12 protein-coding genes are annotated in these 14,541 nt (G+C 70.4%); 6 read left to right on the forward strand and 6 right to left on the reverse strand.

Going from position 1 to position 14,541, the window contains the following annotated elements:
- Nucleotides 1–116: 116 nt before the first annotated feature.
- From QM782_RS20435 to QM782_RS20455, 5 genes are all read right to left on the reverse strand, one after another.
- Nucleotides 117–998 carry an oxidoreductase gene (locus tag QM782_RS20435; RefSeq protein WP_415204710.1) on the reverse strand — a complete coding sequence of 294 codons (882 nt, stop codon included), beginning with the start codon at nt 996–998 and terminating at the stop codon, nt 117–119.
- Between the two features lies 1 nt (nt 999).
- Nucleotides 1,000–1,185, reverse strand: a complete 186-nt coding sequence (locus QM782_RS20440; RefSeq protein ID WP_415204711.1) for a hypothetical protein — start codon at nt 1,183–1,185, stop codon at nt 1,000–1,002.
- A 1,084-nt stretch (nt 1,186–2,269) separates the two neighbouring features.
- Entirely contained in the window at nt 2,270–3,322 is a 1,053-nt protein-coding gene (locus tag QM782_RS20445) for an MBL fold metallo-hydrolase (RefSeq protein ID WP_415204712.1), read from the reverse strand.
- A 157-nt stretch (nt 3,323–3,479) separates the two neighbouring features.
- Nucleotides 3,480–4,418, reverse strand: a complete 939-nt coding sequence (locus tag QM782_RS20450; RefSeq protein WP_415204713.1) for an alpha/beta hydrolase — start codon at nt 4,416–4,418, stop codon at nt 3,480–3,482.
- Nucleotides 4,419–4,448: 30 nt separating this feature from the next.
- Nucleotides 4,449–5,357: an alpha/beta hydrolase gene (locus tag QM782_RS20455; RefSeq protein ID WP_415204714.1), complete on the reverse strand. Its 909-nt coding sequence runs from the start codon at nt 5,355–5,357 to the stop codon at nt 4,449–4,451.
- Nucleotides 5,358–5,494: 137 nt separating this feature from the next.
- On the opposite strand from QM782_RS20455, the gene QM782_RS20460 reads away from it, so the two are divergent.
- On the forward strand, nt 5,495–6,457 hold the full coding sequence (locus QM782_RS20460; protein WP_415204715.1) for an AraC family transcriptional regulator: 963 nt from the start codon (nt 5,495–5,497) through the stop codon (nt 6,455–6,457).
- A gap of 2 nt (nt 6,458–6,459) precedes the next feature.
- On the opposite strand, the gene QM782_RS20465 is transcribed toward QM782_RS20460, so the two are convergent.
- Nucleotides 6,460–7,608, reverse strand: a complete 1,149-nt coding sequence (locus tag QM782_RS20465; protein WP_415204716.1) for an acyl-CoA dehydrogenase family protein — start codon at nt 7,606–7,608, stop codon at nt 6,460–6,462.
- A gap of 197 nt (nt 7,609–7,805) precedes the next feature.
- On the opposite strand from QM782_RS20465, the gene QM782_RS20470 reads away from it, so the two are divergent.
- From QM782_RS20470 to QM782_RS20490, 5 genes are read left to right on the forward strand one after another with little or no spacing between them, the layout of a single operon-like run.
- Entirely contained in the window at nt 7,806–8,681 is an 876-nt protein-coding gene (locus tag QM782_RS20470) for a MaoC/PaaZ C-terminal domain-containing protein (RefSeq protein ID WP_415204717.1), read from the forward strand.
- A 56-nt stretch (nt 8,682–8,737) separates the two neighbouring features.
- Entirely contained in the window at nt 8,738–9,943 is a 1,206-nt protein-coding gene (locus tag QM782_RS20475; protein ID WP_415204718.1) for an acetyl-CoA C-acetyltransferase, read from the forward strand.
- Nucleotides 9,944–9,959: 16 nt separating this feature from the next.
- The gene (locus tag QM782_RS20480) at nt 9,960–11,915 is read left to right on the forward strand and encodes an AMP-binding protein (protein ID WP_415204719.1); all 1,956 of its coding nucleotides are present in this window, start codon (nt 9,960–9,962) and stop codon (nt 11,913–11,915) included.
- 10 nt (nt 11,916–11,925) lie between these two features.
- Complete coding sequence (locus tag QM782_RS20485; protein WP_415204720.1) at nt 11,926–13,107, forward strand: CaiB/BaiF CoA transferase family protein; 1,182 nt, start codon at nt 11,926–11,928, stop codon at nt 13,105–13,107.
- A gap of 11 nt (nt 13,108–13,118) precedes the next feature.
- Nucleotides 13,119–14,540: an MmgE/PrpD family protein gene (locus tag QM782_RS20490; RefSeq protein ID WP_415204721.1), complete on the forward strand. Its 1,422-nt coding sequence runs from the start codon at nt 13,119–13,121 to the stop codon at nt 14,538–14,540.
- Nucleotide 14,541: the final 1 nt, after the last annotated feature.

Raw genomic sequence — 14,541 nt, forward strand, 5'->3', positions numbered from 1 at the left:
TCGAGTCGTGTTCAGGAGCGTCCTCCGATCCGCGTCGGCCCGCTCGACCGCCAGGCGCGGCCCCGCCGCCGCGACCTGGGCGGCAGGGTGCGGGGCAGGGGACGAGCGGTACAGCGTCACAGCTTGATTGCCTCGAATACGGCATCGTCGAACGCCGTGTCCTCGCCACGCGCGCGCCAGCTGTTGAGGTCCTCGATGCGCTTGGCGATGGTCGCGTCCCAGATCGAATAGGCATCGCGGCCCAGCATCAGGCGCACGGGCGGCGCGTCGCTGGCCACTACTTCGAGCATGCGCTTTGCAGCCTTGGCCGGGTCGCCCATCTGCTTGCCCGCGGAGGCCGCCAGGTAGGTCTCGAACGGCTCGACCACCGGGCGGTAGGCCGGGATGCTCTGCACCGGGCGCATGTTCACGTCGCCGGCGAACTCGGTGCGGAACGCGCCGGGCTCGACCAGCGTGACGTGGATGCCTAGCGGCCTGGCCTCGATGGCCAGCGCCTCCGTCCAGCCCTCGATGGCGAACTTGGCCGCGCAGTACGGGCCGGCGGCGTTCATGGAGACCAGCCCGGCGATGCTGCTGACGGTGAGGATGTGGCCCGCGCCCTGCTTGCGCATCTGCGGCAGCACGGCGCGGCTCATCTCGGCGGCGGCGAAGAAGTTCAGCTCCATCTGCGCGCGCAGCTGCTCCAGGCTGAACTCCTCGCAGGCGCCGGCCACGCCGCGCCCGGCCACGTTGGCCAGCACGTCGATGCGGCCGAAGCGCGCCAGCGTGCCGGCCACGGCCTTGTCGCGCGCGGCGGCGTCGGTCACGTCCACGGCCAGCGGCAGCACGCGGTCTTCATGGCCCTGGGCGATGGCTTGCAGGCGATCCAGGCGGCGAGCGGTGACGACGGCGCTGTCGCCATGGGCGATGACGGCCTCGGCCAGGGACTTGCCGAAGCCCGAGGAGGCGCCGGTGATCAGCCAGACTTTCCTGGCATTGCGCATGTCGATTCCTTTCATGTCAGAGGGGGGGCGGCTCGCCATCGACCACCAGGTCGGCGCCGGTGATGGAGGGCGCCTCGTCGCCGGCCGGGAGCAGCGCGGCCTTGGCGCCTTCCTCGGCGAACACGCGGGCGACCACGGCGCCGATGCCGGTGCCGCTGCCCGCGCCGGTGACGATGGCGACCTTGTTCTGCAAGCGATGCATGATGACTTTCCTGGGTAACGGGTAGAAAAACAGGGGCAACCCATCAGCGAACCGCTGAACGATGGCCCGTCCTCGACGCGCTGGCGCACGCCGTCAGCCGCAGCAACGCGCAGTGCTGCAGGCCCTGCGGCACGTCGGACCTGTCCGCGCAAGGCATCGGCCAGCGCGGCGACATCGCGCACGGCTTCCTCGACGCCCGCGCCGGCCATCGCCGTCTGCGCATGGGCGACATCGCCCACCGGGGCCACGCGGCCGCGCACGGCCTGCCGCGGGACGTACTCGGGGATCGGCGTGGCGACGACCTCGCGCTGGCGCAGCGCCTGCACGATGCCCGGGCACCAGGGCCCGTCCCATTGCCGCCCGGTGCCCGGCCAGCGCTGCATAGCCCGCATCGGGAACAGGACCGGCGCGCGGCGTGTGCACCACGTGGCCATTCCGGACCACGCCGATCTCGCGCATCAGCGCGTTGTGCCCCGTGTCGAACCAGGTCCCGCCGAAGCGCGTGCCCCGCCTGCTCCTGTCGACCAGCGGATGGACCGCCACAAGCTCCCGGCCATGCGGAACGAAATCCGCGCCGCGGATGTGCTGTCGCCGGGCCTCGGGAGTCCCGCACCGGCCCAGCCAGGCGATGTAGCCTGCGTACCCGGCATGGCGCCGGTCGGCGGCCACGTCGTGGCGCACCACGCTGCGGCAGCCGTCGGCGCCGATGGGCACGTCGCCGTGCCAGGGGGCGCCGCTTTCGCCGCGTGCCCAGGCCGCTTCGCCTCGCTTGCCCGCCGCAGCCACCCTGGCACCCTCGGCGATGCGGATGACCGCATCGGCCTTGGCGGCAGCGCGGGGCGCGGTGTAGACGTCCCACCCTGCATGCGGCAAGGGGCGCTGGCGGACTGCCGTGTCGCCCGGCACGTCGGCTGCGTGGCGGCAGGCGGTGGCGCCGATGGCGCGTTCCAGCGGTGCGCCGCCGGCGCGAAGGGCCGCGCTGCGCTGCGCGCGGCCGGCGGCGCGCTCCGGCACGGGGGAGGCGATGCCCGCGCGCGGCGGCGCCAGCGCCGCGCGGACCGCCCGCCCGGCGAGCCGCCGACGGTCACTGCGGCTGGGGCGCCCATGCGCTGGATTCCTGGGTCTGCATGGCGCGCCACCAGCGGCGGCCCTCGTGGGGCGCGTCCATGTCGATGCGCTCGCCCATCATCGGCGTGGCCACGGGCACGCCGCGCTCGGCGGCAACGCGCAGCACCTGCTCGAACGGGTCGTCCCAGGCATGCATGGACAGGTCGAACGTGCCGTTGTGGATGGGCAGCAGCCAGCGCCCGCGCAGATCCTGGTGCGCCTGCACGGTCTCGGGCGGATGCATGTGCACGTAGGGCCATTGCACGTTGTAGGCGCCGGTTTCCATCAGCGTCAGGTCGAACGGGCCGAAGCGCTCGCCGATCTCGGCGAAGCCGGTGAAGTAGCCGCTGTCGCCGCTGAAGAACAGGCGATAGTCGCCGTCCTGGATGACCCACGAGGCCCACAGCGTGCGGTTGCCGTCGCTGAAGCTGCGGCCCGAGAAATGCTGCGCGGGCGTGGCGGTCAGGCGCAGGCCATCGATCTCGGTGCCCTGCCACCAGTCGAACTGCCGGATCCTGGTCCGGGCGATGCCCCAGTCGGCCAGCCGGTCGCCCACGCCCAGCGGCGCGAGGAACAGTTCCACCTTGCCCGCCAACGCCTGGATGGCGGCGTGGTCGAGGTGGTCGTAGTGGTCGTGCGACAGGATCACGGCGCGGATCGGCGGCAGCTCGTCGATGCTGATCGGCGGCGCATGGAAGCGCCTGGGCCCGATGAACTGCACCGGCGCGGCGCGCTCGGAGAACACCGGGTCCGTCAGCCACCACTGGCCGCGCAGCTTCATCAGCAGCGTGGAGTGGCCCAGGCGGTACAGGCTGCGGTCGGGCGCGGCGTCGAGCTCGGCGCGCGTCAGGCGGTGGATGGGCACGGGCGCGGCGGGCACGGTGCCGGCGGGCTTGTTGAAGAAAAAGTCCCACCACACGCCCAGCGTGGATTCGGGCAGGTCGCCCGGGCCGGGCGGGCGCTGGTTGTGGAAGCGCCCTTCCCGCGATTGGGGCGAGGCGGCGTAGTCGGCAATCTTCGGTTGCAGCATGGCGTAGGCGCTCCAGGCGATGAGCGCAATGAGGGCGGCAATGCCCGCACGGCGGCGTAGAAAGGTCATGGGAAAACGGAACCTGCCCAAAGGCTGCGCCGACTGCGCAGCGCCAGCATGGGCTGTGGTGCTGCGCGTGGAAGGCTGGGTCAGGGCATCAGGCGCCCAGGTGCTTCTTGTAGAACGGCACCAACTGCGCCAGCGCCTGGCTGGTGGCCTCGGGCTTGTCGTACAGGTCGTAGTGGCTCGTGTCCGGCAGGATCTGGATCGATTTCTCGTGCGACCGCGCGCGGCCATACAGCTCCAGCCCGTCGCGGTACGAGCCAAAGCCCCCCGGCACGCCGCCGATGACGATGTGCAGCGGCTGCGTCAGCAGCAATTCGGCGAAGTGGAAGGCATCCCAGCCCACGGCCGCGCCGGTGCTGGTCAGGCGCAGCTTGTTGGGCGAACCCGGCTGCTGGCCGCGCGGCGTGGTGTAGTACTGAACGGCCTCGACGATGTCGATGTCGTTGATGCCGGCCTTCGCGCGCTCGGCCTCGGAGCCGGGGATGTAGCCCACGATCAGCGGATCGGCACCGCGCGCCTCCGCCGTGCGCTGCTTGGCGATGGCGTCCAGCGTCTTGATCGCGGCATCGGGCGACATGTCGCCTTCGCGCATCAGGCGGCCGTAGTTGGCAGCCACCACGGTGCCGACGGCCTTGAAGCGGCGGTCGGTCATCGCGGCGCTGACGGCATAGCCGCCGCCGCCGCACACGCCCAGCACGCCGATCTTCGCCTCGTCCACGTAGGGCAGGGTGACCAGGTAGTCCACCGCGCAGCGGAAGTCCTCCACGCGCGTGCCGGGGTCTTCGAGGAAGCGCGGCTCGCCGCCGCTGGCGCCCTGGGTGGAGGCGTCGAAGGCCAGGGTGATGAAACCGGCTTTCGTCAGCGCCTCGCCGTAGATGGCGCCCGAGGTCTGCTCCTTGCAGCTGCTGATGGGGTGGGCGCAGACGATGGCGGCGTACTTCCTGCCGGCGTCGAAGCCCTCGGGCAGGCGCAGCGTGGCGGCCACGTCCCAACTGCGGTTCTTGACGGTGATGGATTGTGCTTGGGTCATGAAATGCTCCTGACGCGGCGGTGTGTGCGACTAGAGGTGGGCCTGGTAGAACGGCACCAGCTTGCCCAGGGCGGCCTCGACCATGGCGGGCTGGTCGTACATGGCCATGTGGGTGCCGCCCTCGACGATCAGCAGGTCCTTGTTCTTGCTGGCGGCGCGGCGGTACAGGTCTTCGCTCATCCAGCGCGTGCCGGCCTGGCTGCCGGCGACGATCTGCACCGGCTGGGTCAGGAACAGTTCCACGTTGTTGAAGGCGTCGTAGGTCACCAGCTGGGCCAGGCTGCGCGTGGCCAGCCTGCCGGGCGCGTTGCAGTGCTGGGCGCGGGCGGTGCGGTAGTAGTCGAACGCCTCGGCGAAGTCGGGGTGGGGCGCGTCCTCGCGGCGGTCGGGCACGGTGGGCAGGTATTGCGTGGGCTGGCCATTGGCCTCGGCCGTGCGCGCGGCCATGGCCATGTCGCGCAGCGCCAGGCAGTCCTGTGGATTGGCCGTGCCGTCCCAGCCCTGGCGGTACATCTGGCCGTAGTTCACCGCGCTGACGGTGCCCAGGGCCTTGATGCGGGTGTCGACCACGGCGGCGTTGGTGGCGTAGCCGCCGCCGGCGCACACGCCCAGCACGCCGATGCGTGCCGCATCCACGGAGGCCAGGGTGGTCAGGTAGTCGATGGCGGCGCTCACGTCTTCCACGCGCAGATGGGGGTTCTCCAGGTGGCGCGGCTCGCCCGTGCTCTCGCCCTGGAAGGCCGCGTCGTAGGCCAGCGTGACGAAGCCGTGCGCGGCCAGCTTCTCGGCGTACAAGCCGGCCGTCTGCTCCTTCACGCCGCCGGCGGGATGCACGCAGACGATGGCCGCGTAGAGGCGCTGCGGGTCGAAGCCGGCGGGCAGGTGCAGGCGGCCGGCCAGGGTCCAGGCGTAGGTCTTGAACGATACGGATTCGGTCATCTCGAAAGGCTCCAGGCGTCGGTGGAAGTCATCGGGCGCGGACGGCGCACGCGGCGAAGCATGGACGATAAGCCATCATGGCCGAACGAGCCATGCTTTAAAGTACAAGTTTCTTTTTCCAAAGTACGGATCTGGCGATGGACCCTCTTTCCGACGTGCTTTCGCTGATCGAGCCGCGCAGCCAGTTCTACGCCGGTTTCGACGCCGCGGGCGACTGGTCGTTCGACTTTCCCGCCCACCAGGGCATCAAGTTCACCGCGATGATGCGCGGCGCCTGCTGGGGCATCGCGGACGGGCTGGAGCAGCCGGTCCGCTTCGAGGAAGGCGACTGCTTCCTGCTGAATGGCGGGCGCCGCATCGTGCTTTCATCCGACCCCTCGCTGCCGCCGCAGGACGCCACCTGCATCCTGAACGCGGTCACGCACGACGGCGTGGCCGTGCACAACGGCGGCGGCGAGGTGTTCCTGATCTGTGGGCGCTTCGATTTCTCGGGCAGCCATGCCGCCGTGCTGTTCGATGCGCTGCCGCCCATCGTCAACATCCCCCGCGCCTCCAGCCAGGCCGAGGTGCTGCGCTGGTCGCTCGACCAATGGGCCAGCGAGCTGCGCGATCCGCGGCCGGGCGGGGCGCTGATGTCCATCCACCTGGCGCACCTGATGCTGGTGCAGGTGCTGCGGCTGTTCCTGGCGGCATCCTCCGAGGTGCCGAAAGGATGGTTCCTCGCGCTGAAGGACCGGCAGATCGGTGCCGCCATCGGCGCCATGCACGCCGAGCCCGCCCGGTCCTGGACGCTGGAGGAACTGGCCCGCGTCGCCGGGGTCTCGCGCACCGTGTTCGCGCAGCGGTTCAAGGCCCTGGCAGGCCACACCGCGATGGACTACCTGACGCGCTGGCGCATGCTGGTGGCGGCGGACCGCCTGGGCAGCGGCGACGAGAGCGTCGCCGCCATCGCCTTTTCGCTCGGATACGCGTCCGAAAGCGCCTTCAGTACCGCCTTCAAGAGGACCATGTCCTGTTCGCCGACGCAGTACCGGCGCCGCTGGTCGCCAGCCGCTGCCGATGCACAGCACCAGCACCGCGGCCAGCGCGGATCTCCCTGAGATCAGACCTCGCGGATCATGTTGCGCGCGATCACCGTCTGCTGGATCTGCGTCGTGCCTTCGTAGATGCGGAACAGGCGCACGTCGCGGTAGAAGCGCTCGATGCCGTACTCGCTCATGTAGCCGGCGCCGCCGAAGATCTGCACCGCGCGGTCGGCCACGCGGCCGCACATCTCGGTGGCGAACATCTTGGCGCACGAGGCCTCGGTGGAGTTGGGCAGCTTGTCGTCGCGGCGGCGGGCAGCGTCCAGCACCATGCAGCGGGCGGCGTAGATCTCCGCCTTGCTGTCGGCCAGCATGGCCTGCACCAGCTGGAAGTTGGCGATGGGCTGGCCGAACTGCTTGCGCTCGACGGCGTAGCGCAGCGCCATGTCCAGCATGCGCTCGGCCACGGCCACGGCCACGGCGGCGATGTGGATGCGGCCTTTTTCCAGCACCTTCATCGCGGTCTTGAAGCCCTGGCCTTCCTTGCCGCCGATCAGGTTGGCGGCGGGCACGCGCACGTTCTCGAAGATCACGTCGCAGGTGTGCGCGCCTTTCTGGCCCATCTTCTTGTCGCGCTTGCCGAAGCTGATGCCGGGCGTGCCGGCATCGACGATGAAGGCCGACACGCCGCCCGCGCCCTTGTTGCTCGGGTCGGTGCGCGCCATCAGCGTGAACATCCCGGCCTGGGGCGCGTTGGTGATGAAGCGCTTGGTGCCGTTGACCACGTAGTGGTCGCCGTCCTTGATGGCGGTGGTGCGCAGCGAGGCCGCGTCGGAGCCCGCCTCGGGTTCCGTCAGTGCGAACGAGGCCATGATCTCGCCCGTCGCCAGGCGCGGCAGGTATTTCTCCTGCTGCTCGGGCGTGCCGTCGAACAGGATGCCCTGCGAGCCGATGCCCACCGTGGTGCCCAGCAGCGAACGGAACACCGGCGAGGCGCGGCACAGCTCCAGCACGACCAGCACTTCCTCTTCCATCGTCAGTTCCAGGCCGCCGAAGCGCTCGGGGATGGTCAGGCCGAACAGGCCCATGGCCTTCATGTCGGCGACGATGTCCTCGGGGATCTCGTCGGTCTCGGCGACGATTTCCTCGTTGGGGATCAGGCGCTCGCGCACGAAGCGGGCGATGGTGTCGAGCAGGCCGTTCAGCGTTTCGCGGTCTCGGATCATGTCGGTGCAGCGGTAGGTGGGAGGAACCCAACATACTGCGTGCCGGCCGGTAGGCACGCAAGCCATCGGATGATACCGTTCCGAAGGTTGGAACGAGCACCCGGGTCTGCCAAGGTACGGAACGCGCGTTGCGTGCCGGTTGACCGGGGCGAGGCGCCGCGTCATCGTCGGGTTCGTTGCCCAGTCGCCCATCCGCCATGCCCATCGACCCTCGCCACCTGCTTTCGCGCTCCTTTCCCGTCATCGACCATGACTACACGCTGCGCGACACCCAGCTCTATGCGCTCGGGCTGGGCCTGGGCGCGGATCCGCTGGACGCCGGGCAGCTGCGCTATGTCTACGAGGGGCAGGACGGCACCGCGCTGCGCACCATGCCGACCATGGCCAACGTGCTGGCCTATCCCGGCTTCTGGGCGCGCGAGCCCGACACCGGCATCACCTGGCAGAAGCTGCTGCATGCCGAGCAGGAGATCCACCTGCATGCGCCGCTGCCGGCCAGCGGGCGCGTGCGGGGTGCCACGCGCATCACCGGCCTGTGGGACAAGGGCGCAGGCAAGGGCGCTTTCCTGCAGCAGACGCGTGACATCACCGATGCCGCGACCGGCCAACTGCTCGCCAGCGTGGTGCAGCTGAGCCTGCTGCGCGGCGACGGCGGCTTCGGCGACGGCGGCAGCGAGGGGGCGCCGCCGGCGCCGCACGCCATGCCCGACGGCGCGCCGGACCAGGTCTGCGAACTGGCGACGCCGGCCCAGCTGGCGCTGATCTACCGCCTGAGCGGCGACCTGAATCCGCTGCACGCCGACCCGTCGGTGGCCGCTGCGGCCGGCTTTTCCCGGCCCATCCTGCATGGCATGGCGCTGATGGGCGTGGCGGCGCACGCGGTGCTGCGCACGGTGCTGGCCTACGATGCCACGCGCTTTGCGGGCATGCGGGTGCGCTTCACCGCGCCGGCCCTGCCGGGCGACACGCTGCGCACCGAGATGTGGGTGCGGGGCGAAACGGTCTCGCTGCGCACCACGGCGGTGGAGCGCGGCGTGGTGGTGCTGAACAACGCGCGGGTCAGCCTGCGCTGAACTTTTCAAGGAGAGAACGGTATGAATCTGGTCTTGCAGCACAGGAGGCTCCCGGTATGAAGCGCGCAGCCATCGTTTCCCCGCTGCGCACGCCCGTGGGCGCGTTCGGCGGAAGCCTCCGGGGCATTCCCGTCGAGGAACTCGGCGCCATCGCGGCGCGTGCCGTCGTGCAGCGCACCGGCCTGGACCCCGCGCGCATCGACGACGTGGTCTTCGCCCAGAGCTATGCCAGCGGCGAAACCCCGTGCACGGGCCGCTGGGTGGCCCTGCAGGCGGGCTTTCCGATCGAAGTGGCGGGCATGCAGCTCGACCGGCGCTGCGGCGGCGGCGTGCAGGCCCTGGCCACGGCGGCCATGATGGTGCAGACCGGCGCGGCCGACGTGGTGATGGCCGGCGGCGTGGAAAGCATGAGCAACGTGGAGTACTACACCACCGACATGCGCTGGGGCAAGCGCGCGGGCACGGTCAAGCTGCACGACCGGCTCGACCGGGGGCGCGAGCGCTCGCAGCCCGAGAGCCGCTTCGGCCGCATCAGCGGCATGATCGAGACCGCCGAGACGCTGGCGCGCGAGTACGGCATCAGCCGCGAGCAGGCCGACGCCTTCGCCGCGCGCAGCCACCAGCGCGCCGCCGCTGCCCAGGCCGCGGGCCGTTTCGATACCGAGATCGTTCCGGTCTCGGTGCCGCAGCGCAAGGGCGATCCGCTGGTCGTGAAACAGGACGAAGGCGTGCGCGGCGACACCACCGCCGAGAGCCTGGCCAAGATGCGGCCCATCATGAAGGACGGCGTCGTCACCGCCGGCAACGCCTGCCAGCAGAACGACGCGGCGGCAGCCTGCCTGGTCGTGGCCGAGGACAAGCTCGAAGCGCTGGGCCTGGAGCCCATCGGCTGGCTGGTCGGCTGGGCCGCGGCCGGCTGCGACCCGGCGCGCATGGGCATCGGCCCCGTGCCCGCCGTGCAGAAGGTGCTCGCGCGCACGGGCCTGAAGTTCGACCAGATGGACCTGGTCGAGCTGAACGAAGCCTTCGCCTGCCAGGCGCTGGCCTGCGTCAAGGGCTGGGGCAGCAGCATGGAGGCGCTGGAAGACCGCCTCAACGTCAACGGCTCGGGCATCTCGCTGGGCCACCCGGTGGGTGCCACCGGCGTGCGCATCCTGACCACGCTGCTGTACGAACTGCAGCGCCGCCAGGCCCGCTACGGGCTGGAAACCATGTGCATCGGTGGCGGCCAGGGCATCGCCATGATCGTCGAACGCGCGTGAACGGAGACTAGAGACCATGAACACTGCGGCTTCCCAGCCTTCTTTTCCGACCTGGCAGCCCGGCGCGCGCGAGTTGCAGAACTCCGGCATCGTGCAGCTGATGCGTGCGCTCGGCACGCCGGACTACGACGAACTGCTCCGCGTGTCGGTGGACGAGCCCGAGCGCTACTGGCGCACCGTGATGCGCGAATGCGCGATCGCCTGGGACCAGCCGCCCACCGGTTATGCCGACCTGTCGCGCGGCCCGCAGTTTCCGAGCTGGTTCCCGGGCGGGCGGCTGAACTGGGTCAACACCATCCTGGCCTGGAGCCGCAACCCCGCCACGGCGCAGCGGGCGGCCGTCGTGGCCGAGCGCGAGGACGGCTCCGTCAGCGCGCTGACCTACGCCGAGCTGGAAGTGCGCGTGCGCGAGTTCGCGGCCGGCCTGGCGCAGCACGGCGTGCGGCAGGGCGACCGCATCGGCCTGCTGATGGAGAACGGCGTGGAGGCCACGGTCTCGCTGCTGGCCCTGGTCCACCTGGGGGCGCTGGTCGTGCCGCTGTTCAGCGGTTTCGGCGTCGATGCCATCGTGGCGCGGCTGTCGGCGGCCGAGGCGCGCATGGTGATCGCCTCCACCGGCTTTTCGCGCCGCACCAAGCGCGTGGACGTGCAGGGTGCGCTGCGCGAGGCCTGGGGCCAGCTGCCGCAGCTCGAGCGCGTGGTCTGGAAGCGCGCCGAGGGCGAGGCCGCGCAGGACGCGCGCGACCTGGACTGGCAGCAGGTCGCCGCCGCCGGGCAGGGCAGCACGCTCGCGCCGGTGTCGGTCACGCCCGACACGCCGTTCATGGTGATCTACACCTCGGGCACCACCGGCAAGCCCAAGGGCGTGGTGCACGCGCACGGCAGCTTCCCGATCAAGATCGCGCACGACGCGCTGGTGCACTTCGACGTGCAGCCCGGCGACGTGTACTGCTGGCCGGCCGACATGGGCTGGATCGCCGGCACGCTGGTGCTGGGCTGCGCGCTGCTGCGCGGCGCCACGCTGGTCTGCTACGACGGCGCGCCGGACTACCCGGACTGGTCGCGCATGTCGCGCGTCGTGGAGCGCCACAAGGTCACGCACTTCGGCTCGGCGCCCACGCTGATCCGCGGCATGGCCAGCCATGAGGCGCTGGCGCTGGCCGGCGACCGCAGCACCGTGCGGCTGCTGATCACGGCCGGCGAGGGCATCGCGCCAGAGCATTTCAACTGGTTCCAGCAGCGCTTCGGCGACGGCACGGCGCCGCTGATCAACTACACCGGCGGCACCGAGGTCTCGGGGGCGCTGCTGGCCAGCGTGCCGGTCCGGCCGATTCCGCCGAGCGGCTTCAACACCGTCTCGCCGGGTGTCGCGGCCGACGTGGTGGACGCCGACGGCCGCAGCGTGACGGGCGAGGTCGGCGAGCTGGCGATCCGCGCGCCCTTCGTCGGCATGACGCAGTCGTTCTGGCACGACGACGAGCGCTACCTGGAAACCTACTGGCAGACCATTCCCGGCCTGTGGGTGCACGGCGACCTGGCGCTGCGCACGCCCGAGGGCAACTTCTTCATGATGGGCCGCTCCGACGACACGCTGAAGGTCGCCGGCAAGCGCCTGGGCCCGGCCGAGGTGGAGGAGGTCGTGCTGGAACTGCCCGGCGTGGCCGAGGCGGCCGCCATCGGCGTGGACGATGCCGACAAGGGGCAGAAGCTGGTGGTGTTCGTGATCGCCCGGCCCGATGCCCCGCCGGCGGACGCGCTGCAGGCCGCCGTGATCGGCCACGTGGACAAGCGCCTGGGCCGTCCGTTCCGTCCGGGCAAGGTGCACGTGGTGAGCCAGCTGCCCAAGACGCGCAGCTCCAAGATCATGCGCCGCGTGATCCGCAGCGTGTACTGCGGCCGCCCGCCGGGGGACTTGTCCTCGCTCGACAATCCGGCCGCGCTGGACGAAGTGCGCGCGGCGGCAGAGGCTTGAAAGCGCGACGATGAACGTACTCGAAGGCATCAAGGTCCTGGATTTCGGCCGCTTCATCGCCGGGCCGTACTGCGCGGCGCTGCTGGCCGACTACGGTGCCGAGGTCATCCGCATCGACCGCGTGGAGGGCGGCGAGGACCGCTACATCGTGCCCGTCACCGAAACCGGCGAAGGCGCGATGTTCCTGCAGCTCAACCGCAACAAGCGCTGCCTCACGCTCGACCTCGCCAGCCCCGACGGCCGCGAGATCGTGCGCAAGCTGGTCGCGGGGGCCGACGTGGTCGTCGCCAACATGCCGCCGCGCACGCTCAAGAACCTGGGGCTGGACTACGAGAGCCTGTGCGCCGTCAAGCCCGACATCATCCTGGTGGCTCCCAACGCCTTCGGCAACGCCGAGGCCGTGCGCGACCGCGTGGGCTTCGACGGCGTGGGCCAGACCCTGAGCGGCGCGGTGTACATGGCGGGCACGCCCGAGCAGCCGCAGAAGGCCATGGTGCCCGTGGTGGACTTCGCCACCTCGTTCGCCTGCGCCCTGGGCACCGTGCTCGCGCTGTACGAGCGCAAGCAAAGCGGCAAGGGGCAGGAGGTGAACGCCTCGCTGCTCTGCACGGGCCTGAACATGGCCAGCGGCGCGCTGATCGAGGAAGCGGTGCTGGGCCTGGACCGCCAGGCCACGCTCAACCGCGCGGGCAGCTACGCGCCGTCCGACATCTTCAAGGCCAAGGATGGCTGGTTCATCATCCAGGTCATCGGCGGCGCCATGTTCAAGAACTGGGCGCGGCTCGTGGGCCACCCCGAATACCTCGATGACCCGCGCTTCGCCGACGACAAGCTGCGCGGCGATCACGGCGAATTCCTGAGCGGCGTGATGAGCGAATGGGCGCGGGACAAGACGCTCGACGAATGCCTGGCCCTGCTGGAAAAGGCTCGCATCCCCGCAGGCCGCGTGAACTCGCCGCGCCAGGCGCTGGCCGACGAAACCGTCAAGGCCGCCGACCTCATCCACTGGATGGACTATCCCGGCGCGGCCAAGCCCGTACCCATCTTCGCCACGCCCGTCACGCTCTCGCGCACCCCGCCCGAAATCCGCCAGCGCGCGCCGCTCAACGGCGAGCACACCGACGAGATCCTTGCCAGCATCGGCCTGACCGCACAGCAAATCGCCGAGCTGCGCCAGCGCAACATCATCTAGGGAGACCCGCCATGACCCAGACCATCATCGAGCGGCTGGCCGCGTTCTCGGCCGACACCGACATCGGCCGGCTGCCCGCGAACGTCATCGACGAATGCAAGCGCGACGTGCTCGACACCCTGGGCGTCGCGCTCGCGGGCATCGACCACCCCAAGGGCCGCATCGGCATCGAGGCGGGCAAGCGCCTGGGCGGCATCGGCGGCACGGCGACCATCATCGGCAGCGGCGAGAAATCCACGCCCCACGGCGCGGCCTTCGCCAACGGCGAACTGGTCAACGCGCTCGACGCCGACTCGGTGCTGCTGCCCGGCCACGTCAGCCCCTACGTGCTGCCCGGCGCGTTCGCCACGGCGGAGTCGCAACGCCGCTCGGGCAAGGACCTGATCGCCGCCGTCGCCGTGTCGCATGAAATCTCCTACCGCCTGGGCGCGGCCATGAGCGGCTACCGCGACACCAAGGACGGCAAGGCCTCCAGCTCCTCCATCGTCGGCTACAGCAGCACCGCCTTCGGCGCCACCGCATCGGCAGGCAAGCTGCGCGGGCTGGATGCCGAAAAGCTCGCCAACGCCCTGGGCATCGCCGCCGCCACCGCGCCCGTCAACTCGCAGCGCGCCTGGTTCATGCACGCGCCCACGGCCACCATCAAGTACCAGATGGCGGGCGCGCTGACCAACGTGGCGCTGTCCGCCGTCGATATGGGCGACCTGGGCCACCGGGGCGATTGGCTGATGCTGGACGACGAGGAACACGGCTATCCCGCTTTCGTCGGCACCGCGCGCTGGTCGCCCGAGCTGCTGACCACCGGCCTGGGCGAGGACTGGCGCTTCCCGGCCTTCCAGATGTACAAGCCGTACCCGCACTGCCGCGTGATGCATGCGCCGCTGGACCTGCTGATCGACCTCATCGCGCAGCACGACATCAAGGTGGACGAGATCGAAAGCATCACCTCCTACGGCGAGGGCTGGGCCTACGAGCTGCCGTGCTTCACCAACCGCAAGATATTGCTCCAGCACGACGCGCAGTTCTGCTTCGCGCACGGCCTGGCCGTCGCGGCGCACCGCATCCCGCCGGGCCGCCAGTGGCAGGACGAGGCGGTGGTCTTCGACCCCTCGGTCATGGCGCTGATGAACAAGGTGCAGCTCAAGACGCACCCGACCTACTTCCAGTCGATCTCGGCCGACATCCTGAGCCGTCCCTCGCGCGTCGAGATCCAGGCGCGCGGCCAGACGTTCGCGGCCGAAAAGGGCTTCCCCAAGGGCATGCGCTCGTCCGATCCGGCCACCTACATGACCAACGAGGAACTGGTGGGCAAGTTCCGCACCTTCGTCGATGGCATCCTGCCGGCCGCCACCATCGACCAGGTCGTGGACAGCGTGCTGCACCTGGAGCAGGTCGAGGACTTCGGCGCCATCATGCGCGTGCTCGTGCGGTAAT

The organism is Pseudorhodoferax sp. (assembly GCF_047601025.1).
Taxonomy (GTDB): Bacteria; Pseudomonadota; Gammaproteobacteria; order Burkholderiales; family Burkholderiaceae_C; genus Pseudorhodoferax.